The 20,669-nt window shown below is 71.5% G+C and carries 19 protein-coding genes and 1 riboswitch; of the genes, 10 read left to right on the forward strand and 9 right to left on the reverse strand.

Annotated elements, in window-relative coordinates; genetic code table 11:
• Window positions 1-144: 144 nt before the first annotated feature.
• Entirely contained in the window at window positions 145-702 is a 558-nt protein-coding gene (locus MED01_RS32240) for a DoxX family membrane protein (RefSeq protein WP_238672231.1), read from the forward strand.
• A gap of 216 nt (window positions 703-918) precedes the next feature.
• The gene (locus tag MED01_RS32245) at window positions 919-1,311 is read left to right on the forward strand and encodes an FKBP-type peptidyl-prolyl cis-trans isomerase (protein ID WP_238672232.1); all 393 of its coding nucleotides are present in this window, start codon (window positions 919-921) and stop codon (window positions 1,309-1,311) included.
• Window positions 1,312-1,388: 77 nt separating this feature from the next.
• On the opposite strand, the gene MED01_RS32250 is transcribed toward MED01_RS32245, so the two are convergent.
• The gene (locus MED01_RS32250; RefSeq protein ID WP_238672233.1) at window positions 1,389-1,775 is read right to left on the reverse strand and encodes an STAS domain-containing protein; all 387 of its coding nucleotides are present in this window, start codon (window positions 1,773-1,775) and stop codon (window positions 1,389-1,391) included.
• 182 nt (window positions 1,776-1,957) lie between these two features.
• On the opposite strand from MED01_RS32250, the gene MED01_RS32255 reads away from it, so the two are divergent.
• The gene (locus MED01_RS32255; protein WP_238672234.1) at window positions 1,958-2,974 is read left to right on the forward strand and encodes an SMP-30/gluconolactonase/LRE family protein; all 1,017 of its coding nucleotides are present in this window, start codon (window positions 1,958-1,960) and stop codon (window positions 2,972-2,974) included.
• A gap of 163 nt (window positions 2,975-3,137) precedes the next feature.
• On the opposite strand, the gene MED01_RS32260 is transcribed toward MED01_RS32255, so the two are convergent.
• Window positions 3,138-4,406 (reverse strand): L,D-transpeptidase, encoded by a 1,269-nt coding sequence (locus MED01_RS32260; RefSeq protein WP_238672235.1) that lies wholly within the window; start codon window positions 4,404-4,406, stop codon window positions 3,138-3,140.
• A gap of 688 nt (window positions 4,407-5,094) precedes the next feature.
• Between MED01_RS32260 and MED01_RS32265 the strand changes: the two genes are divergently transcribed.
• Entirely contained in the window at window positions 5,095-6,051 is a 957-nt protein-coding gene (locus tag MED01_RS32265) for a sugar phosphate isomerase/epimerase family protein (protein WP_238672236.1), read from the forward strand.
• Window positions 6,052-6,074: 23 nt separating this feature from the next.
• The gene (locus MED01_RS32270) at window positions 6,075-8,174 is read left to right on the forward strand and encodes a PQQ-dependent sugar dehydrogenase (protein WP_238672237.1); all 2,100 of its coding nucleotides are present in this window, start codon (window positions 6,075-6,077) and stop codon (window positions 8,172-8,174) included.
• 118 nt (window positions 8,175-8,292) lie between these two features.
• On the opposite strand, the gene MED01_RS32275 is transcribed toward MED01_RS32270, so the two are convergent.
• The 4 genes from MED01_RS32275 to pdhA form a co-directional block, all read right to left on the reverse strand.
• Window positions 8,293-9,972 carry a right-handed parallel beta-helix repeat-containing protein gene (locus tag MED01_RS32275; protein WP_238672348.1) on the reverse strand — a complete coding sequence of 560 codons (1,680 nt, stop codon included), beginning with the start codon at window positions 9,970-9,972 and terminating at the stop codon, window positions 8,293-8,295.
• Between the two features lie 215 nt (window positions 9,973-10,187).
• A complete protein-coding gene (locus MED01_RS32280; protein ID WP_372493774.1) occupies window positions 10,188-11,540 on the reverse strand; it encodes a dihydrolipoamide acetyltransferase family protein in 1,353 nt (450 codons plus the stop codon).
• Window positions 11,537-12,541, reverse strand: a complete 1,005-nt coding sequence (locus tag MED01_RS32285) for an alpha-ketoacid dehydrogenase subunit beta (protein WP_238672350.1) — start codon at window positions 12,539-12,541, stop codon at window positions 11,537-11,539. The genes MED01_RS32280 and MED01_RS32285 overlap by 4 nt, the downstream gene beginning before the upstream one ends.
• A complete protein-coding gene (gene pdhA / locus MED01_RS32290) occupies window positions 12,538-13,704 on the reverse strand; it encodes a pyruvate dehydrogenase (acetyl-transferring) E1 component subunit alpha (protein WP_372493775.1) in 1,167 nt (388 codons plus the stop codon). Before pdhA ends, MED01_RS32285 begins: the two co-directional genes overlap by 4 nt.
• 105 nt (window positions 13,705-13,809) lie before the next feature.
• On the opposite strand from pdhA, the gene MED01_RS32295 reads away from it, so the two are divergent.
• Window positions 13,810-14,316, forward strand: a complete 507-nt coding sequence (locus MED01_RS32295; RefSeq protein WP_124854498.1) for an Lrp/AsnC family transcriptional regulator — start codon at window positions 13,810-13,812, stop codon at window positions 14,314-14,316.
• A gap of 9 nt (window positions 14,317-14,325) precedes the next feature.
• Here MED01_RS32295 and MED01_RS32300 read toward each other — a convergent pair whose 3' ends face one another.
• Both MED01_RS32300 and MED01_RS32305 read right to left on the reverse strand, forming a co-directional pair.
• Window positions 14,326-15,297 carry a DNA polymerase domain-containing protein gene (locus MED01_RS32300; RefSeq protein ID WP_238672238.1) on the reverse strand — a complete coding sequence of 324 codons (972 nt, stop codon included), beginning with the start codon at window positions 15,295-15,297 and terminating at the stop codon, window positions 14,326-14,328.
• 103 nt (window positions 15,298-15,400) lie between these two features.
• Entirely contained in the window at window positions 15,401-15,727 is a 327-nt protein-coding gene (locus MED01_RS32305) for a hypothetical protein (protein ID WP_238672239.1), read from the reverse strand.
• Between the two features lie 154 nt (window positions 15,728-15,881).
• On the opposite strand from MED01_RS32305, the gene MED01_RS32310 reads away from it, so the two are divergent.
• The 3 genes from MED01_RS32310 (at window position 15,882) to MED01_RS32320 (ending at window position 18,047) form a co-directional block, all read left to right on the forward strand.
• Window positions 15,882-16,613 carry a histidine phosphatase family protein gene (locus tag MED01_RS32310; protein ID WP_238672240.1) on the forward strand — a complete coding sequence of 244 codons (732 nt, stop codon included), beginning with the start codon at window positions 15,882-15,884 and terminating at the stop codon, window positions 16,611-16,613.
• Window positions 16,597-17,466 (forward strand): NAD(P)H-hydrate dehydratase, encoded by an 870-nt coding sequence (locus tag MED01_RS32315; protein WP_238672241.1) that lies wholly within the window; start codon window positions 16,597-16,599, stop codon window positions 17,464-17,466. The genes MED01_RS32310 and MED01_RS32315 overlap by 17 nt, the downstream gene beginning before the upstream one ends.
• Window positions 17,467-17,546: 80 nt before the next feature.
• Window positions 17,547-18,047 (forward strand): hemerythrin domain-containing protein, encoded by a 501-nt coding sequence (locus tag MED01_RS32320; RefSeq protein WP_238672242.1) that lies wholly within the window; start codon window positions 17,547-17,549, stop codon window positions 18,045-18,047.
• Between the two features lie 60 nt (window positions 18,048-18,107).
• Here MED01_RS32320 and MED01_RS32325 read toward each other — a convergent pair whose 3' ends face one another.
• Window positions 18,108-18,914: an SDR family NAD(P)-dependent oxidoreductase gene (locus tag MED01_RS32325; protein WP_238672243.1), complete on the reverse strand. Its 807-nt coding sequence runs from the start codon at window positions 18,912-18,914 to the stop codon at window positions 18,108-18,110.
• 149 nt (window positions 18,915-19,063) lie between these two features.
• Window positions 19,064-19,153: riboswitch (ZMP/ZTP riboswitch) on the forward strand.
• A gap of 19 nt (window positions 19,154-19,172) precedes the next feature.
• On the opposite strand from MED01_RS32325, the gene MED01_RS32330 reads away from it, so the two are divergent.
• Complete coding sequence (locus MED01_RS32330) at window positions 19,173-20,609, forward strand: glycine hydroxymethyltransferase (protein ID WP_238672244.1); 1,437 nt, start codon at window positions 19,173-19,175, stop codon at window positions 20,607-20,609.
• Window positions 20,610-20,669 lie beyond the last annotated feature (60 nt).

The following is a 20,669-nucleotide window of genomic DNA, read 5'->3' on the forward strand; positions in this document are numbered from 1 at the left end:
GCTACTCGACGAGCACAGCGCCTGCGATCCGGGGGGGGGTCAAACGTCCCGGGCCGTTGCGGTCTGTCGGCCCTGCCGCCGAGAACGCCGTGGGCGTCCACTGGAGATGCCACCGGGAAGCGCGGTGCGAAGCTGAGAAGGGACGTGGAGACCATGATCGCGACGATCGAGCGGGTCACCGCCAAGAACACCGCTGCTAAGGCCGGCACCGCTCACGAGCGGGCCGTCCGGTACATCCTGGCCGGCACCCGGCTGGCACTCGGCTGGATCTTCCTCTGGGCCTTCATCGACAAGATGTTCGGCTTCGGGATGGCCACCGAGTCGAAGAACGCCTGGATCAACGGTGGTAGCCCCACCAAGGGATTCCTGACCTTCGGCGTGACCGGCCCGTTCAAGGATCTCTACGCCGGGATCGCCGGTGCCGCCTGGGCGGACTGGCTCTTCATGGTCGGCCTGGCCGGCATCGGTGTCGCGCTGCTGCTCGGCATCGGCATGCGGGTCGCCGCCGTGGCCGGTGGGCTGCTGCTGGTCATGATGTGGACCGCCGTCCTGCCTCCGGAGAACAACCCCTTCATGGACGACCACCTGATCTACGCGGCGGTGCTGGCGGTCCTGGCGCTGGTCAACGCTGGCGACACCTGGGGCCTGGGCCGGGTGTGGGCGGGGCTGCCGATCGTCCGGCGGATGCCCTGGCTGCGGTGAACACCGCACACCCCCTCCGCGGGCGTCACCAGCACCGGTGACGCCCGCCAGGGCGTCGCCCCACCACCCGGGCCGGCAGCGCCACCGGGACCGCCGATGTGCGACCGGCGGGGACGGGCCTGAGCAGGTTGCGGGTCCGCCGCACATCGGTGAGGGGTGATCCGGCAGGATCGACGGTGACCGGACACATCACCCAACACGGCAGGAGATCCCCGCATGACCCAGGCAGCAGGCGCCCAGTCGGGCAAGCCCGAGGTTGGTCCGATCGAGGGTGCACCGCCGGCCGACCTCGTGATCGAGGACATCACCGTGGGCGACGGCCCGCAGGCCCAGCCGGGCCAACTGGTCAGCGTGCACTACGTTGGCGTGTCGCACTCCACCGGCGGCGAGTTCGACTCGTCGTGGAGCCGGGGCGAGGCGTTCGACTTTCCGCTCGGCGGCGGTCAGGTCATCGCCGGCTGGGACCAGGGCGTCGCCGGCATGCGCGTCGGCGGTCGCCGTCGCCTGATCATCCCGCCGCACCTGGGGTACGGCGACCGGGGTGCCGGCGGCGTCATCAAGCCGGGCGAGACGCTGGTCTTCGTCGTCGACCTGCTCGGCGTGAGCTGACCGATTGCCGGGGTCGCCGGCCCACGCCGGCGGCCCCGCGTCCGGGTGCGAGGGTGGAAGCCCACCTCGCCGTCGGGTCAGGCGGCCAGTTGCAGGTCCGTGGTCGCGAACGCCGGGCGACGCGCGGCCTCGATCGGCGAGGTCAGCTCCAGAATCGGCATCACGCGGTGCAGCCCGCTGACGCGCAACACCCGCGCCACCACCGGGCTCGGGTCGACCAGGACCAGCTCGCCACCCCGGGCCCGCACGCGCAGATGCGCGGCGAGCAGCGTGCGAACGCCGGCGGCGGAGAGCAGCCGCAGCCCGGACAAGTCCAGTTGAAGCATCGGGCGGGCCGGCGCGGACCACAGCGCGGACCGGAACGCGGACACCGTTGCGATGTCGATCTCGCCGGCCACCCGCACGAGGACCATCTGGTCACCCACGCTGACCTGCACGTCCAGCCGGTCGCTGTGCTCTTCCATGCCCAGAAATCTAGCCGCCACCACCGACATTTTCGCCAGTCCACGGAGTGATTCCGGGTACGCCCAGGGGCATACCCCGAGGTATCCCACCTCCCTCTCGGGGTGGAGTCAGGGGCCCGGGCGGCGCGCCGCGCGGGCGCGGAACCCGGGGGTCGGCCGGCATTCCGGTGGAGAATAGGTCGATGCTGATCCCCCGGCCCCGGCCGCCCCGGCTGATCCGCCCCGTCCGCGAGCCGGCGACCAGCCCTCCGGCGCTGGCCGGGCCATGGGCCCCCACCGACCGCCGACTCGACGAGGCCGAGTTGCTACCCCTCCCCGCGGGTGCCGTCGGCCCCGAGGACGTGCTGGTCGACGGCGCCGGGCGGGTGATCAGCGGCGACGAGGACGGTCGGCTCTGGTGGTGGCCTGTCGACGCGCGGGCCGGCACCCCACCCCACCTGCTGGCCGAGACCGGGGGCCGTCCGCTCGGCATCGAGCTGGACCGGTCCGGTGAGGCACTGGTGGTCTGCGACGCGTACCGCGGGTTGCTGCGGGTCACCCCGGACGGCGCGGTACGCGAACTGACCGGAACGGCGCCCCCGGTGCACCTGGCCAACAACGCGACGGTGGCCCGTGACGGCACCATCTACTTCACCGACAGCTCCGACCGGTTCCCGGTTTCGCACTGGAAGCGGGACCTGCTGGAGCACCGTCCCAACGGTCGGGTGCTGGCCCATCATCCGGGCAGCGGCCGCACCGAGGTGGTGACCGACGGGCTGTACTTTCCCAACGGAATCGCGCTGACCCCGGACGAGTCCGCGCTGATGCTCGTGGAGACCAGCACCCACCGCCTGCTGCGGGTCGAGCTCAGCGGCGGTGTGCGGGTCCTCGCCGACCTGCCCGCGTACCCGGACAATCTCGCCTCGGTGGGTGACGGGACGTACTGGATCGCCCTGCCCAGCCCCCGGGTGCCGATCGCCGAACGGCTCCTGCCCCATCCGCGGCTGCGCCAGATCGCCGCCCTGCTGCCCGACGCGATGCAGCCGCAGCCACGCCGCTATGGGCTGGTCGCGCTGGTCGACGACGCGGGAACGGTCCGCCGGACGCTGCACGGTCCGAACGGGCACTACTCCATGATCACCGGGGTACGCCAGCACGGCGACCACCTCTGGCTGGGCAGCCTGACCGGGCCCGGGGTGGCCCGCGTACCCCTGGGGTGACGGGCGAGGGCCACGGGCGGCGACAGGGCCGGGCCCGCCGCGTACCCCTGGGGTGACGGGCGGCGACAGAGCCGGGCCGCCCGCGTACCTCTGAGATGACGGGCGGCGGCAGGGCCGGTCCGCCGTCGTTGCGGGCCGACCCTGTGCTGCCGCATGTGGTGTGTCAGCGGCCGCTGACCGAGGGTGCCGGTGCTGGCGATCCGCCGGCCACCGCGCCCGGGTGCGCCGGGGCGACCGGCGCGGGCTTGAGCCCGGGCGGCACCGGCAGGGCGCTGCCCCGGGCGAACTCGTCCCAGCTCACGTTCCACGCGGTCCAGCCGTTGCCCGGCTGTAGCTCCACCTCGGTGCCCTTGACGGTGACCAGGTCACCCACCTGCGTCACCCCCATCAACCAGTCGGCCGCGGTGGCGGAGACGTTCGCGCAACCGTGCGAGACGTTGGTGCTGCCCTGGTCCCCCTCCGACCAGGGGGCGGAGTGGATGAACTCGCCACCCCAGGTGTAGCGCTGGGCGTCGTCGACGTCGACCACGTAGCCACCGTTCGGCTCACCACGGGTGTCGAAGGTGACCCGCTCGTGCTTCTCCATGATCACCATCTTGCCGCTGGAACTCGGCGTGCTCGGCTTACCCAGGCTCACCGGGATCCGGCGGACCTGCTTGCCGTCGCGCAGCACTGTCATCTGCTTGGTGGCGTTGTCGATCTCCAGCGAGACCTGCCGTCCGATCTTGGAGGTCGCGGTCCGCTCGGCGTCGCCGACCAGCTTCTTGCCGATCGGCAGACCCTCCAGGCCGGCCCGGACACTGATGGTGGTCCCCGGCTTCCAGAAATCGGGTGCCCGGTAATAGACCTGACTTCCATCCTCAAGCCACGACCAGGTACCCGGTTGCGGTGGATTTGTCTTTACGAACAACCGCCGCTGGACATCCGCCCTGGCCTCTTTCGGAATTCCTGGGTCGAACGCCACCGTTACCGGCATCGCCGTGCCGTACGTCCGATTGCCGTTGAAATACAGGGTGCTGGTGATCTGCGGCTTGGTCGATTTGGCCATCGTCGTGAACGTGGTGGTGCGGGTAGTGGTGGCACCGGAGTCACCGGTCGCTGTCACCTCGGCGGTGTAGGTCCGTCGTGGTTGCAGCGGAGCGTTCGGCACCCAGCCGGAGCCGTCCTCGCGCGGCTCGGCGTTCACCTGCTTGCCCTTGTCGTCGGTGAGGCGTACGCCGGTGACCCGCCCGCCCTTGACCACGGTGCCCACCTCGGCGCTGACCGGGACGTCCCGGGCCTTGTCCCCCGGCGTCACGGCGAGTTCCGGTGGGGCGGCGTGCTTCCTGGCCGAGCCGGTCGCCGAACCCCGGTCGACGGTGCACGCACCCAGGACGAGTGGTGCCGCTGCGATGGTTACCGCCAACAGCGTCATTCGCCGCCTAGACGTCATGTTTCAGTCCCCCCGTTTTCGACTTCCCTCCGCCACATTCTTGCCCGCTTGACGGGCCCATTCGCGGCATTCCGAAATAATCGGCCGCGCATTTATCGACGCATTTTCCGACAATGCTCCGCTTGGCCGAACAGGGGTTCAAGCGACCCGTGTCATGCGTTTCGCTCCGCTTGAGCGACCCAACGTCGACTGTCCGAATGGCGGGGTGGTGGCACCTGGGGGCCCGGTGCGCCCATGGTCGACTCCACTTCACGAGAGTCGCGGCATCCCGGCCGCCCTGACACCGCGACTTCCGTGAACCCGAGTGGATCATGCGGCGGGTCGGCCGAGCCGGCCGGATCGCGCGGCGTGGTGGCACGGGAAGTAGAAGGTCAGGCCGGGTGGCGCACCTTGTGGGCGGACTTTTGTCAGTTGAAGCGAAACTTCCGGCGAACGCGACAAAGCTTTGCCTTCGTCCGGGGGCAAGGGTAAGGTCTCGATCTAGATAGAGGGTTGCCCATTCGTCGATCAACTTGCCGCCACCTCTGCCGGGTCGCCGCGTTCCGCTCCCGATGGGTCCGGGCCGCACCCGCGCCGTTCCTCACCGTCCAGCCGGAGCCCGCCTCCGGCCGGTTCGGCGCGCCCGGCGGACGGCAGTCAGGTCGACCGCCGCCGACGGCGTACCAGCCGTCAGGAAGGGACCACCACCATGGATCAACAACTCAACCGACCGGGGCCGACACCGGCGTCCGAGCCGGTCAGCCGGCGTGGAGTGCTGCGCGCCGCGACTGTCTCCGCTGCCGCTGTCGGTGCCGCCGGCCTGCTCGGCGGCCCCGCCGTCGCCGCGCCCGCCGGCCAGGCCCAGGGCCGCCGTCGGGTGCCTGTGGACCGGATCAGCATTCAGCTCTACACGCTGCGTGATCAGCTCGCCGCCGACCTGCCCGGCACCCTGGACGCGCTGCGCCGGATCGGTTACCGGCGAGTCGAGCACGCCGGGTTCGTCGGACGCACCGCCGCAGAGTTCCGGGCCGCGCTCGACGAGGCCGGGCTGCGTTCCACCTCCGGTCACGTCGGCATCCCGCAGCCGTTCGACGCCGCCACCTGGGAGCAGGCCCTCGCCGACGCCAACGTGGTGGGCTGCAAGAAGATCGTCCACCCGTACTTCGGTCGGGACGCGAGCGGTCAGCCGATCCGGGACCCTGCCGTCTACCGGGCCCTGGCCCGGGACCTGAACCGCGCCGGTCGGCTCGCCGAACGCGCCGGGTTGGACTTCGGCTACCACAACCACCAGCTCGAGTTCGTGCCGCTGACCGGCGGCTCGACCGGGTTCGACATCCTCAGCTCGCAGACCGATTCCCGGCTGGTCCACTTCGAGCTCGACCTCTACTGGACCTGGCGTGGCGCCCACGACCCGGTCGACGTGATCCGGGCCAACCGCGGTCGGATCCGCCAGGTGCATGTCAAGGACCTCGACGTCGAGGGTGGTTTCGCCGACCTCGGCGACGGCGTCATCGACTTCGGCCGCATCTTCGCCCACGAGCGTGAGGCCGGCATCGAGGAGTACATCGTGGAGCGTGACGACGCGGGCACCGCGCCGCGCTCCCCCGCCGACGCCCTGGACACCGCTCGCGTCGGATTCGACTATCTCGCTTCACTTCGGTACTGAAACCACCTCGGGGGACTCACCTGATGAACAGGACCGCATACGCGTCCGCCCTGCTGTTGGTGACGGCCGGTCTGGCCGTACCACAGTCGGCAGCGTCCGCAGCGCCGGCCGCGCCGCCGGACAGCAGCTTCCAGAAAGTGACACTGAACGACTTCCCGGGCGAGCCGATGAGCCTCGCCGTCCTGCCCGACCTGCGGGTGCTGCACACCTCCCGCACCGGTGAGGTCCGCATCCACGACCCGCGCACCGGGCTGAACACCCTCGCCGCCGACATTCCGGTGTACGAGCACGACGAGGAGGGGTTGCAGGGCGTCGCCATCGACCCGAACTTCGCCCAGAACAAGTGGGTGTACCTCTACTACTCGCCGCCGATGGACACTCCGGTGGACGACCCGGCGACACCCGGCGTCAACGAGGGGGACGCGCCGGAGACCGGCACCGAGGCGGACTGGCAGCGGTTCAAGGGCGCGCTGCGGCTGTCCCGGTTCAAGCTGGACGGGACGAAGCTGAACCTCGCCAGCGAGCAGCAGATCATCGACGTGCCGACCGACCGGGGCATCTGCTGCCACGTCGGCGGCCAGATCGACTTCGACAGCAAGGGCAACCTGTACCTGTCGACCGGTGACGACACCAACCCGTTCGCCTCCGACGGTTACATCCCGATCGACGAGCGGGCCGACCGCAACCCGGCGTACGACGCCCAGCGCACCGCGGCCAACACCAACGACCTGCGCGGCAAGCTGCTGCGGATCAAGGTGAAGGCCGGTGGTGGCTACACGGTGCCGGCCGGCAACCTGTTCAAGCCGGGCACCGCGCAGACCCGTCCGGAGATCTACGCGATGGGGCTGCGTAACGCGTTCCGGTTCGCCGTCGACAGGCGTACCGACGACGTGTACGTCGGCGACTACTCGCCGGACGCCTCCAACCCGAACCCGGAGCGCGGCCCGGCCGGTCACGGCCGGTGGATGCGCGTCGACAAGCCGGCGAACTACGGCTGGCCGTACTGCGTGACGCCGACGATCGCCTACCGCGACTACGACTTCGCCACCGGCGAGTCCGGCGCCAAGTTCAACTGCAAGCGCCCGGTCAACGACTCACCGCACAACACCGGCAAGCGCGTGCTGCCGCCGGTCGAGCAGCCTGAGGTCTGGTACGCGGCCGCCGCCTCGGCCGAGTTCCCGCAGTTGGGCACCGGCGGCATCGCTCCGATGGGCGGCCCGGCCTACGACTACGACGGAACCAGCACGTCGCGTACCCGCTGGCCCGCCTACTACGACGGGGTGCCACTGTTCTACGAGTGGACCCGTGACTACATCAAGGAGTTCCGCCTGGACGAGGACGGCGACGTCGACGACATCCGTCCGGTGGCGCCGTCGCTGGTGGTGGACAACCCGATGGACATGGAGTTCGGCCCGGACGGCGCGCTCTACGTCCTGGAGTACGGCGACGGTTACTTCGCCGAGAACCCGGACGCCCAGCTGTCCCGGATCGACTTCGTCAGGGGCAACCGGACGCCGATCCCGAAGATCAGCGGCACCCCGACCGTTGGGCAGGCCCCGCTGACCGTCGCGTTCTCCAGCGCCGGCACGACCGACCCGGACGGTGACAAGCTCAGCTACGCGTGGGACTTCAACGCGGACGGTTCGGTGGACAGCACCAACCCGAACGCGAGCTGGACGTTCCCGGAGAACGGCTCGTACACGCCGACGTTGAAGGTCACCGACCGCACCGGACGGTCCGCCTCGGCGTCCCTGCCGCTGGTGGTCGGGCCGACCGCGCCGGTCGTCGAGTTCGTCACCCCGGAGGCCGGGCAGCCGTTCCAGTTCGGGCAGACCGTCGCGTACGAGGTGAAGGTCACCGACGACCTGCCGGTGGACTGCTCCCGGGTGAAGGTCACCTATGTGCTCGGGCACGATGAGCACGGGCACCCGCTCTCCACCTCGACTGGTTGCTCCGGCACCATTCCCACCTTCCTGGACGGTGGGCACAGCGGCGCTGACAACCTGACCGCGGTGTTCGTCGCGGAGTACACCGACGCCCCGACCGACCCGGGCGTACCTCCGCAGTCCGCTTCGGCGACCGTGGTGCTGGACCCGACCCCGGTGGCTGGTCTGGCCGGCTGATCAGCTCAACCACGACAGTGGCGGCGGCCGGATCCTTCCGGCCGCCGCCACACGTCGTTCAGCTTCATGCTCTCGCCGGCGGCGTCGCCGGGGCGCCCAGACGGCAGCCAGCGTCCGGTCAACTCCAGTCACTGTCCACGTGGTTGTCCCGCCATCGTCCGCCCACCGGCGGGGTGTCCAGTCGCATCCCCTCGTCGGCGTTGCCGGCCAGGTCGTTGTCCTCGACCCGGCAGTCCACGCAACTGCCCCGCTCGGTGATCCACAGCCCGTGCGTCTGGGTCGGGTTGTCGTGGTTGTCCCAGACCCTGTTGCCCCTGATGGTGGCCGAGTCGAAGGGCGCGTCGATGGTGATGCCGGCCCGCCGCCCGGGGGCGGGGTCCAGTTCGTACGCACAGCCCGGCGGTGGCACGTCCCCGCTCCACGCGCTGAACGCGTCCGGGCGGACCGGGGCGAGGGTGAGTTCGTCGCCGCTGTTGGCGGCCACCGTGGCCACGGACCGACCGACCCGCAGGATCTTGCCCCGGTGCCCGTCGTGCGGCCAGTCGGCGGTCCGGTCCACCAGGCTCCGTTCGCTGTAGCGGACGGCCTCGCCCTTACCACCGGCGGCTCGGGCGTACTGCCTTCCGTTGTTGCGGATCCGGTTGTTGAGCAGCACGGCGTCGGTCATCTGGTGGTCGATGCGGACGGCGTCGAGGCCGTTGCCCCAGAACTCGTTGCTCTCGATCACCACGTCGCGGACCGGGCCCTGGTAACCGCGCCGGAGGTCGCGCGCGTGGTAGCCGTGCTGGCCGTTTCCGCTGATCCGGTTGCCCCGTACGGTGTACGGGCCGGGGCTGTTGCCGATGCTGACCCCGTCCCGCAGGTTGCCGTCGATGACGCAGTCGGTGAGCAGCCCGCCCCGGCCGGCCACGGTCGAGGTGCCCTGCGACGACACGTCGAAGCCGGCCTCCAGGTTGCCGGTCATCGTGCAGGCGGACACGATCAGCCCGTCGGTGCCCCAGTCGGAGATGCCGAAGCGGTTGCCCTGGCTGTGGCAGCCGATGATGCGGTAGCCGCGCGGTGGCTCCCAGTAGTCCTTCTGCAACTCCAGGAAGATCCCGTTGGTGCCGTTGGCCAGGGCGGTGCAGTTGGCGATGGTCAGCCGCTCCTCCGGACCCCACCCGCCGACGCCGATACCGATGCCGGCTCCGCCCATCTGCTCGCCGTTGTCGAGCCGGCCACAGCCGACCACCACGACGCCGTCGATCAGGGTGTCCTGGAGGAAGTCGCAGCCCAGCCCGCTGGCGGCGGTGTGGTGGATGTAGAGGTTGCGGAAGACGCCCCGCACCACGTACTGGAGGCCGAGGCCCTTGGCCAGGTAGTTGTACTCGGCCATGGCCACGCCGGAGCCGTCGATCTGGAAGTCGGCGAAGGTGCAGTCGGCGATGTGCCGGTCCCGGTCGGCGCCGTGCTGGAGTGTCGTCCAGAAGGCCAGCGGGGTGGGGTCGGCCCGGTTGCCCTCGTTGCTGAGCATGAACCGGGTCGCCGCCGGGCCGGCCCCGATCAGCGACACACCGCTGCGCCACACGGTGCCGGCGTCGCGGATCGAGTAGATGCCCGGCGGGCAGTAGATGACCCGAGCCCGTCCGTCCGAGGCGTACCCGGTGCCGAGGCGGTCCACGAGGGCGGCCAGCGCCGGCTGGTCGTTGGTCGCGCCGTCACCGGTGAGCCCGTACTCCAGCGCGTCGCAGTACAGCGGCGCGCCGGCCGAGGCGGGCCGTCGTACCCGGACCGAGTTCAGCAGCAGCTCGTTCGCCACGGCCACGGCGGGCTCCCTTCGACGCGTTCGGTGCGCTCCGGCGGGGCCGACTTCCCGGTGAGGCCGCCGGGAAACCCCGGCCCGGAGACACGGCCGGGAAACCCCGGCCCGAAGACACCGCCGGGAAGCCCCGGCCCGATGGCACCGCCGGGAAGCCCGGACGTGCGCCGGCCCCGGCGCCGCAGAGGCAGCGCCGGGGCCGAGGGGGGTACGCGTCAGACGGCGGCGATCAGCAGCGCCGGTCGCTCCACGCAGTCGGCGACGTGCCGCAGGAAGCCGCCGGCCACCCCGCCGTCGCAGACCCGGTGGTCGAAGGTGAGGCTGAGCTGGGTCACCTTGCGGACGGCGAGCTGCCCGTCGACCACCCACGGCTTGTCCACGATCCGCCCGACCCCGAGCAGGGCCGCCTCGGGGTGGTTGATGATCGGCGTGGAGCCGTCGACGCCGAACACCCCGTAGTTGTTCAGCGTGAAGGTGCCACCGGTCAGCCGGGCCGGGGGCAGGCTGCCGGCCCGCGCGGCGGCCGTGGTCGCCGCCAGTTCGGCGGCCAACTCGGCGGTGGTGAGCCGCTGGGCGTCGCGCAGCACCGGCACCAGCAGACCCCGGTCGGTCTGCGCGGCGATGCCGAGGTGCACCCCGGCGGACTGGACGATGCGCTGCGCCTCGGTGTCGACCCGGGCGTTGAGCTGCGGGAACCGGCGCAGTCCGCTGAGGCAGATCCGGGCCAGCAGGGCGAGGATGCTCACCGGCGCGTCGGGAGTCGCCGCGTTGATCGCGGCACGGGTGTCCAACAGGCCGGTGGCGTCCACGTCGACCCAGATGGTCACCTCCGGGATCTCCCGCCGGCTGCGGGAGAGCTTGTCGGCGATCACCTTGCGGACGCCGGTCAGCGGGACGATGACGTCGCCGTCTCCGGCCGGGGCCGACCCGACCTGCGGGTCCGGCACGGCGGCGAGCCGGGCGGCGGGCGCGGTCAGCGCGGCCTCCACGTCGGCGCGGCGGATCACACCCCCGGGTCCGGTGCCCCGCACCGTGTCGAGGTCGACGCCGTGCTCACGGGCCAGCCGCCGCACGATCGGCGAGATGACAAGGGCCGCGGACGGCGGTGCCGGGTCACCGGACGCGGCACCGGCAGCCGCGGGGGTGCCGCCGGTCGGGCCGGCGTCGGCCGGTTCGGGGGCCACCGCCAGGCGGGGCCGCCGCCGACGGCGGGTGGCGGTGCCGTGGCCGGTGCCGTACCCGATCAGCACGTTGCCGGATCCGGCCCGCTCCTCCTCGCGGTAGGTGGCGTGCCCGGCGGGCTCGTCGCCGCCGTCCAGCGGCGCGATGGTGATCAACGGCTGGCCGACCGGGCGTACCTCACCGGCCGCGCCGTGCAGGGTGACCACCCGGCCGGCGTACGGGCAGGGCACGTCGACGACGGCCTTGGCGGTCTCCACCTCGACCACGCTCTGGTCGACGGTGACCACGTCACCCACGGCGACCCGCCACTCGACGATCTCGGCCTCGCTCAGCCCCTCGCCCAGGTCGGGCAGGAGGAAGACCTGCGTCCGTTCGACGGTGGTCATGCCGCCGCCCAACGCGCGTCCGGCTGGTCGTCCCACTGGAGGCGGGCCACCGCGTCGAGCACCCGGTCCACGCCGGGCAGGTGGGTGTGCTCCAGCATCGGCGCCGGGTACGGGATGTCCAGTCCGGCGACCCGCAGCACCGGGGCGTGCAGCGCGTGGAAGCAGCGCTCCTGGACCCGGGCGGCGATCTCCGCGCCGACGCCCGCGAAGCCGGGCGCCTCCTGGATCACCACGCACCGGCCGGTACGCCGGACCGAGGCGGTGATGGTCTCGTCGTCGAACGGCACGATGGTGCGCACGTCGACGACCTCCAGGTCCCACCCCTCCTCGCGGGCGGCCTCGGCGGCCTCCAGCGCGACCGGCACCGCCGGCCCGTACGCCACCAGTGTGGCGTCGCGTCCGGGCCGGCGCACGACGGCCCGGCCGAACGGCTCGTTGCGGGTCGGCAGGGACGCCTCGGCGCTGGCGAAGTAGAGCTTCTTGGGCTCCATGAAGACCACCGGGTCGGGGTCCTCGATGGCCTCGCGCAGCAGCGAGTACGCGTCGTCGACTGTCGCCGGGGTGACCACCTTCAGTCCCGGGGTGTGCGCGTAGTACGCCTCGGACGAGTCGCAGTGGTGCTCGACTCCGCCGATCCCGCCCGCGTACGGCACGCGGATGACGATCGGCACGCTCAGCGTGCCCCGGGTGCGGTTGCGCAGCTTCGCCACGTGCGAGGCGATCTGTTCGAACGCCGGGTACGCGAATGCGTCGAACTGCATCTCGACCACAGGGCGCAGACCGGACATGGCCATGCCGACGGCGAAGCCGACGATGCCGGCCTCGGCGAGGGGGGTGTCGAAGCAGCGGTTCTCGCCGAAACGGGCCTGGAGGCCGTCGGTGATCCGGAAGACGCCGCCCAGCGCGCCGACGTCCTCACCGAAGACGACGACCCGGTCGTCGGCGGCGAGCGCGTCGGCGAGCGCGGTGTTGAGCGCCTTCGCCATGGTGGTGGCCATCAGGCGTCACCCTCCTCGGCGTGGGCGGCGGCCAGTTCGGCGCGGACCTGCTCACGCTGTTCGATCAGTTGCGGGGTGGGCTCGGCGTAGACGTGGTCGAAGAGGCTCAGCGGGTCGACGGTGGGCTGCTCGTTCATCCGGGTCCGCAGGTCCGCCGCGTACGCCTCGGCCTGCTCGGTGATCTCGGCGACCGCCGCGTCGTCGAGCACACCGCGGGCGCGCAGGTAGGTCTCCAGCCGGGCGACCGGGTCCCGGTCCCGCCAGGCGTCGACCTCGGCGCTGTCGCGGTAGCGAGTGGCGTCGTCGGCGTTGGTGTGCGGCTCCATCCGGTAGGTGTGCGCCTCGACCAGGAACGGCCCCTTGCCGGCCCGGGCGTGGGCGACCGCGCGGGTGAGCACGGCGAGCACCGCCACCGGGTCGTTGCCGTCGACCTGCTCGCTGGGTACGCCGTAGCCGACGCCCTTGTAGGCCAGCGACGGCGCGGCGGTCTGCCGCGACAGCGGGACGCTGATGGCGTACTTGTTGTTCTGCACGAAGAAGACCACCGGCGCCTTGAACACGGCGGCGAAGTTGATCCCCTCGTGGAAGTCGCCCTCGCTGGTGGCGCCGTCGCCGATGAAGGCCAGCGCCACTGTGTCGCGACCCTGGTACGCCTCGCCGTGCGCCAGCCCGGCGGCGTGCACGCACTGGGTGGCGAGGGGGGTGCACTGCGGCGCGGTGTGTACCTCGGTCGGGTCGTAGCCGCAGTGCCAGTCGCCGCGCAGCAGGGTGAGCACCTCGACCGGGTCGATGCCTCGGGCAACCAGCGCCATCGACTCGCGGTACGTGGGGAAGACCCAGTCGGTGTCGCGGACGGCGAGGACCGCGCCGACCTGGCACGCCTCCTGGCCCCGCGAGGACGGGTAGACGGCGAGCCGGCCCTGCTTGGTCAGGGCGGTCGCCTGGGTGTCGAAGCGGCGGCCGAGCACCATCCGGCGGTACAGCTCGCGCAGCACCTCGGCGGGTGGTTCGGGGTAGTCGGCACGGGCGGGCAACGGCGTGCCGTTCTCGGCGAGCAGGCGGACCGGCTCGGCGTCTGGCAGCAACGAGCGGGCCGGGTCGGGCGGGGTGACCGTTCGACGGGCGCGCGGGGATGCCCTGCGGACCGCCTGGGGAGTGGTCGTCACGGCGGAACCTCCTGGGACGTGTGGTGAGCCTATGCTTCCGCTTGTGAATGATTGACTCAAGATCGACACAGAAGGCGGGACGGTTGGCATGCGGAGGGCCCAGCAGTGAGCCAGGAGACCGCCGACGAAGCGAGCCGGGGCGCGGGATCGGGACGATCGGCCCGAGCCCTGGACGAGGTCGACCGGCGGATCCTCGACGAGCTGGTCCGCGACGGTCGGACGTCGGTGCGCACCCTCGCCGAACGGATCCACATCTCCCGCACCAACGCGTACGCGCGGGTGGAGCGGTTGCTCCGCGACGGGGTGATCACCGGGTTCCGGGCCCAGGTAGCGCCCGAGGCGGCCGGGCTGGGCACGTCGGCGTACATCGCCCTGACCATCGAGCAGAACACCTGGCGGGAGGTGTCGGCCGAGCTGGCCCGGGTGCGCTACATCGAGCACGCCGCGCTGCTCGGCGGTGACCACGACGTGCTCGCGCTGGTGCGCGCCCCGGACAACGCCGCGCTGCGCGACGTGGTGCTGGGCCGGGTGCAGAGCATTCCCGGGGTGCTGTCCACCCGTACCTGGCTGGTCTTCGAGGAGTTCGACGGGCTTGGCAGCCCCTGGGCGTGAGCGCCGGGCTCAGCGCTCCGGCGGAGCCTCCAGCCCGTCGCGGTCGGCCAGCTCCAGCAGCGGTTCCAGCGAGTGCCGGTCACCGTCCAGGCCGGCGTGCGGGTCGCCGCGCTCGGCGAACCGGGACGGCATGCTGAGCACGTCGAAGTCCTCCGGTCGGACCTGGTCCAGCTCCGACCAGTCCAGCGGCGCGGAGACCAACGCGGCGGGCGTCGGCCGGATCGAGTACGCCGAGGTCACCGTGTGGTCCCGGGCCATCTGGTTGTAGTCGACGAAGACCGGTCGGTCCCGTTGTTCGCGCCACCAGGTGGTGGTGACCAGGTCCGGCAACCGGCGCTGCATCTCCCGGCCCAGCGCGAGCACCGCTCGACGGCAGTCGCCGAAGCTCCACCGCGGCTCGATCGACAGGTAGACGTGCAGACCCCGACCGCCGGTGGTCTTCGGGTAGGCGGTCATGCCCAGCTCGGCGAGGAACGCCCGCACCTCGTGCGCCACCGGCACCACCTGCTCGAAGCCGACGCCGGGCATCGGATCCAGGTCGATGCGCAGCTGGTCGGGGCGTTCCACGTCGGCGGCGGTGACCGGCCACGGGTGGAACCGCAGGGTCCCCAGGTTGGCCGCCCAGATGACGACCGCCAACTCGCTCGGCGCGACCTCGTCGGCGGTACGACCACTGGGGAACGTGATGTGCGCGGTCCGCACCCACTCGGGCGCGCCGGCCGGCAGCCGCTTCTGGTAGAACGCGTCGCCCCTGTTGGTCTGCCGGGTGGCGATCGTCGCGCCCTCGAAGACACCGCGCGGCCAGCGTTCCAGCATGGTCGGCCGGTCCCGCAGCGCCCGCAGGATGCCGTCGCCCACCGCCAGGAAGTAGCGGACCACGTCCAGCTTGGTCAGCCCACGCTCCGGGAAGTACGGCTTGTCGGGGCTGGAGACGCGGACCAACCGCTCCCCCACCTGGATCTCCTCCGCCGCCGTCGCCATCTGCCGAGGGTACGACGCGCAGGCACGCCGTACGGCCATCGAACGGACACCCGTGCGGCGCGGCGGCGGAGCTGTCCGGCGGCGGCGGGGCTGGCGCACCCGGTCAGGTGATCAGCAGCACGCCCACCACGATCATCGGCAGCCCGACGAAGAGGAAGATGCCGACGCCGGTGAGCACCTGGCCACCGCCGGCCGTCTCCCGCTCCGGCGCGGCGCCGAAGGTGGCGCGCGGGCCGAGCATGCCCATCCGGCTCAGCGTCAGGTCGCCCGTCACGCCGAGGAGCCCGCCCACCACCACCAAGCCGATGCCCAGCCGGTTGGTGTAGGCACCGCCGGCGATCGCCACCCAGATCGCTGCCGCGACGGCGACCAGCACCCCGGCCATCACGAATATCAGAAACGCTTCCCGCAAACCTCGCACGACGGTCACCGTCGACACCCCCCCGTTGGCTGTCCGTCACATTGTTCCGCATCAACCCCTCGCGGCGCTGCCCCGCAGACGGCGGCGACCTGCACGGTCGTCCGGCGGCGTGCGATCGGCGGGGCCACGGTTACCGCGGTGGGCGCCCGGGTAGGGGGTCGGCATGGCGGAACTGGCGACGCTCTGGATCATCCGGCACGGTGAGAGCACCGCGAACGTGGCGGCGACGCACGCCGAGGCGACCGGTGAGGAGCTGATCGGCCTCAGCCACCGCGACGCCGACGTGCCGCTCTCCCCCACCGGGGAGGATCAGGCCCGGGCCACCGGTCGTTGGCTGGCCGGGCTTCCCCCGGACCGCCGGCCCGACGTGGCGGTGGTCTCGCCGTACCTGCGGGCAGTCTCCACCGCCGAGTTGGCGCTGCACGGCACCGACATCCCGGTCAGCCGGGACGAGCGGCTACGCGACCGGGAGCTGGGCATCCTCGACGGACTGACCGGCCACGGGGTACGTCAGCGGTACCCGGACGAGGCCGCGCGCCGGGAACGACTCGGCAAGTTCTACTACCGGCCGCCGGGCGGAGAGTCCTGGACGGACGTGGCGCTGCGGTTGCGCACGCTCCTCGGCGACCTGCGCCGAGACCACGAGGGCCAGCGTGTTCTGCTCTTCGGCCACGACGCGCTGGTCTTTCTGCTGCGCTACCTGGTGGAGGGGCTGACCGAGACGGACCTGATGGCGCTGACCCGCCAGCACGTGATCGCCAACTGCTCCATCACCGACTGGTCGGCCGACGCGGAGCACCGGCTGACGCTTGACGGCTTCAACGAGGTCGGCCACCTGCACCAACAGGGCGCCCAGCCCACCAGGGAGGACGAGATCCATGCCGAGCCGGTCTGAGGTGAAGGTGATCACCCCGGCGTTGCTGCGGGACTGGGCGTTGCCGGTGCCGGTCGGTGGAAAGGAGAGCCGGGGCACCGTACTGGTGGTCGGCGGTTCCCGCTTCACGCCGGGCGCGGTGCTGCTCGCCGGGGTGGCCGCGTTGCGCGCCGGCGCCGGGGTGCTCCAGCTCGCCGCCGCCGAGTCCACCGCCGCCGCGCTGAGCATCCAGGTGCCGGAGGCGCTGGTGGTCGGTCTGCCGGAGACCGCCGACGGCGCGGTGGCCGCCGACCGGGACGGCCAGCTCGACGACCTGGTCGCGCAGGCCGACGTGGTGGCGATCGGCCCCGGCCTGAAGGCGATCGACGAGACCAACCGCCTGCTGGGTCTGGTCCTGGAAGCGGCCCGTCCGGACACGTCGCTGGTGCTCGACGCGTACGCCCTCGGTGCGCTCAGCCACGCGCCGGACCTGCTGGTCGGCTCGGGTCGGCCCGTGGTTCTCACCCCCAATGTCACCGAGGCCGGGCATCTGCTCGGGCGGGAGCCGGGCGACGACCTGGATGCCGAGGCGGCCGAGTTGGCCGCGCGGTACGAGGCGGTCGTGTCGCTGTACGGGCACGTGGCCGCCCCGGACGGGCGGGGTTGGCGGGAGGAGAGCGGCGACGCCGGGCTGGGCACCTCCGGCAGCGGGGACGTGCTCGCCGGGTTGCTGGCGGGGCTGCTGTCCCGGGGGGCCGACCCGGCGCAGGCGGCCTGCTGGGGCTCGTTCGCGCACTCGGTGAGCGGCCAGCGGCTGATTCCCCGCTACGGACGGATCGGCTTTCTGGCTCGGGAGTTGCTCGACGAGATACCCCGCACCCTGGCGATGGTCTGAGGCGGTTTCACCTTGTTTCCGCCTTCGGCGTCGGGGTACCGGAACCGCACCAGCCCAGACTTTTTCAGGAGGTCATACCGGTGTCGACCGATGCCATCGTCCTGCTCAAAGAGGACCACAAGGAAATGCGCCGCCTGTTCAAGGCCTTCCAGGACGCCGAGGAGGGGCCGGCGAGCCAGCGGCAGAAGCTGGTGAACCAGATCCTGGAGGCGCTGACCGTGCACACCTACCTGGAGAACGAGGTGATGTACCCGGAGGTCCGCCGCCTGCTGCCCGACCTGGAGGACGACATCCTCGAGTCGTACGAGGAGCACCACGTCGCCGACGTGCTCTGCGCCGAGCTGGTCAGCATGGACGCCGACGACGAGCGGTTCAACGCCAAGACGACAGTGCTGATCGAGAACGTCAGCCACCACGTCGAGGAGGAAGAGCAGGAGTGGTTCCCCAAGGTCCGCGACGCGCTGGGCCGAAAGCAGCTCCAGGAGATCGGCGAGAAGATGATCGCGCTGCGCGCGGACGCACCGCGTACCCCCACCGCGCCGAAGGCGATCAAGAAGGCAATGGACGCGGTGACGGCCTGAGGCACCCGCTCACACCGAAGGGCCCGGCATCGTGCCGGGCCCTTCGGTGTGCCCCGCGGGTCAGCTGCCGGATCCCGGCTCGGCCATCCGTCGGTGCTGCTCGGACTTGAGCTTGTCCGGAATGATCTTGCCGGCGGCGGTCTGCACCTTGTTCATCAGCGAGCCGGCGGTGATCGTCTGATCACCCTTCATCATCGCCTCGAAGCCCTGCTCGGCGACCTTCGCCGGGTCGTCCTTCCTGCCCGAGCCCACCCGGGTGTCCTCCATATCGGCCCGGTCGAAGAACTCCGTGTCGGTCGGCCCGGGCATCAGCGAGGTCACCGTGACGCCGGTGTCCTTCAGCTCGTTGCGCAGCGCCTCGGCGAAGGACTGCACGAACGACTTCGACGCGTTGTAGACCGCCTGGAACGGCCCCGGCATGGTGGAGGCGATCGACGAGGTGAAGAGCACCCGGCCCGCACCCCGCTCGACCATCCCGGGCAGCAGTCGCTTCGCCAGGTGCACCGTCGAGCGCACGTTGAGGTCGACGATCTCCAACTCGTCGGCGAGGTCGGTGCCGCCGACGAAGGCGCCACCGGCGCCCCGGCCGGCGTTGAGCGCAAGCGCGTCCAGCGGCCGTCCGGTCGCGGTGACGGCGGCCACCAGTTCGGTCACGCCCTGCTCGCGAGCCAGGTCGACGCGGACCGACCAGATCTGCGGGCCGCCGTCGCGGCGCAGCTTCTGCGCGGCCGCCTCGATGCCGTCGTCCTCGGCCGCGATGACCAGGTCGAAGCCGTGCTCGACGAACTGCGCGGCCAGCTCGTACCCGATCCCGCTGGAGGCCCCGGTCACCAGGGCGAGCGGCCGGTCGGAGGTGGGTGTGGTCATGTTCTCGACTCCTTCTGTGCGAACCCTGGCCGCACCCGTGACGGCGCGGTGGTCACCTACCGTGTGCCCCGCGACGCATCGCCCAATCACGTCGGCGGGGTCGCTTCCCGGAGGGCGGCCCGAACGGCCGGTTCCGGCCCGGTAGGATCCTCCCGGGCCGTTACTGGCGCGTGGGGATGGAGAACCATCGGGGAGCGGCCTCGTCACGTGGACGTTTGCCGAGCGCCTGGGCCTTCCCGCACGTCTGTTGGAGGTCGCATGTCCCGCAACGCCGAATCCACCGCATTCCGGAGCGCCCTTGAGGTGATCCGGGCTGTCGAGCCGCGGGTCGCCGACGCCATCGGCGCCGAGCTGACCGACCAGCGGGAGTCGCTCAAGCTGATCGCCAGCGAGAACTACGCCTCCCCGGCGACCCTGCTGGCAATGGGCAACTGGTTCAGCGACAAGTACGCCGAGGGCACCGTCGGCCGCCGCTTCTACGCCGGCTGCCAGAACGTCGACACCGTCGAGGCGCTCGCCGCCGAGCACGCCCGGGAGCTGTTCGGCGCCGCGCACGCGTACGTGCAGCCGCACTCGGGCATCGACGCCAACCTGGTCGCCTTCTGGGCGGTGCTGGCCGACCGGGTGGAGTCCCCCGCCCTGAAGAAGGCCCAGGTCCGCCAGGTCAACGACCTCACCGAAGCCGACTGGTTCGCGCTGCGCCGCGAGCTGGGCAACCAGCGGATGCTCGGCATGTCGCTGGACGCCGGCGGCCACCTCACCCACGGTTTCCGGCCGAACATCTCCGGCAAGATGTTCGACCAGCGCAGCTACGGCACCGACCCGACGACCGGCCTGATCGACTACGACCGGGTGGCCGAGGCCGCCCGGGAGTTCAAGCCGCTGATCCTGGTGGGCGGCTACTCGGCGTACCCCCGGAAGGTGAACTTCCGGATCCTGCGCGAGATCGCCGACTCGGTCGGCGCCACCTTCATGGTCGACATGGCGCACTTCGCGGGCCTGGTGGCCGGCAAGGTCTTCACCGGCGACTTCGACCCGGTGCCGCACGCGCACATCGTCACCACCACCACGCACAAGTCCCTGCGCGGCCCGCGCGGCGGCATGGTGCTCTGCCAGCCGGAGCTGGCCGACCAGGTGGACCGGGGCTGCCCGATGGTGCTCGGTGGTCCGCTGCCGCACGTGATGGCCGCCAAGGCGGTCGCGCTCGCCGAGGCCCGCCGGCCCGACTTCGCCGACTACGCCCAGCGGATCGTCGACAACGCGCAGGCGCTCGCCGAGGGGCTGCTGCGCCGGGGCGCGACGCTGGTCACCGGCGGCACCGACAACCACCTGGTGCTGATCGACGTGTCCGGCTACGGGCTCACCGGCCGGCAGGCCGAGCAGGCCCTCCTCGACTCGGGCATCGTCACCAACCGCAACTCGGTCCCGCAGGACCCGAACGGCGCCTGGTACACGTCCGGCATCCGGATCGGCACCCCGGCGCTGACCACCCGGGGCCTGGGCACCGCCGAGATGGATCAGACCGCCGAGCTGATCCACACGGTGCTGACCCAGACCACCGCCGGCGCCAACGCCGACGGCACCCCGTCGAAGGCGAAGTACAACCTGGACGCCGGCCTGGCCGACAAGGTCGCCGGTCAGGCCACCGACCTGCTGGCCACGTACCCCCTCTACCCGGGCATCGACCTGAGCTGAGCGGGTTGCCACTGACGGCACCTGCTCGGATAAGCGACATACCTCTGGTTCACGCTGTGA

It is taken from the genome of Micromonospora alfalfae (assembly GCF_022230925.1).
Lineage (GTDB): Bacteria > Actinomycetota > Actinomycetes > Mycobacteriales > Micromonosporaceae > Micromonospora > Micromonospora alfalfae.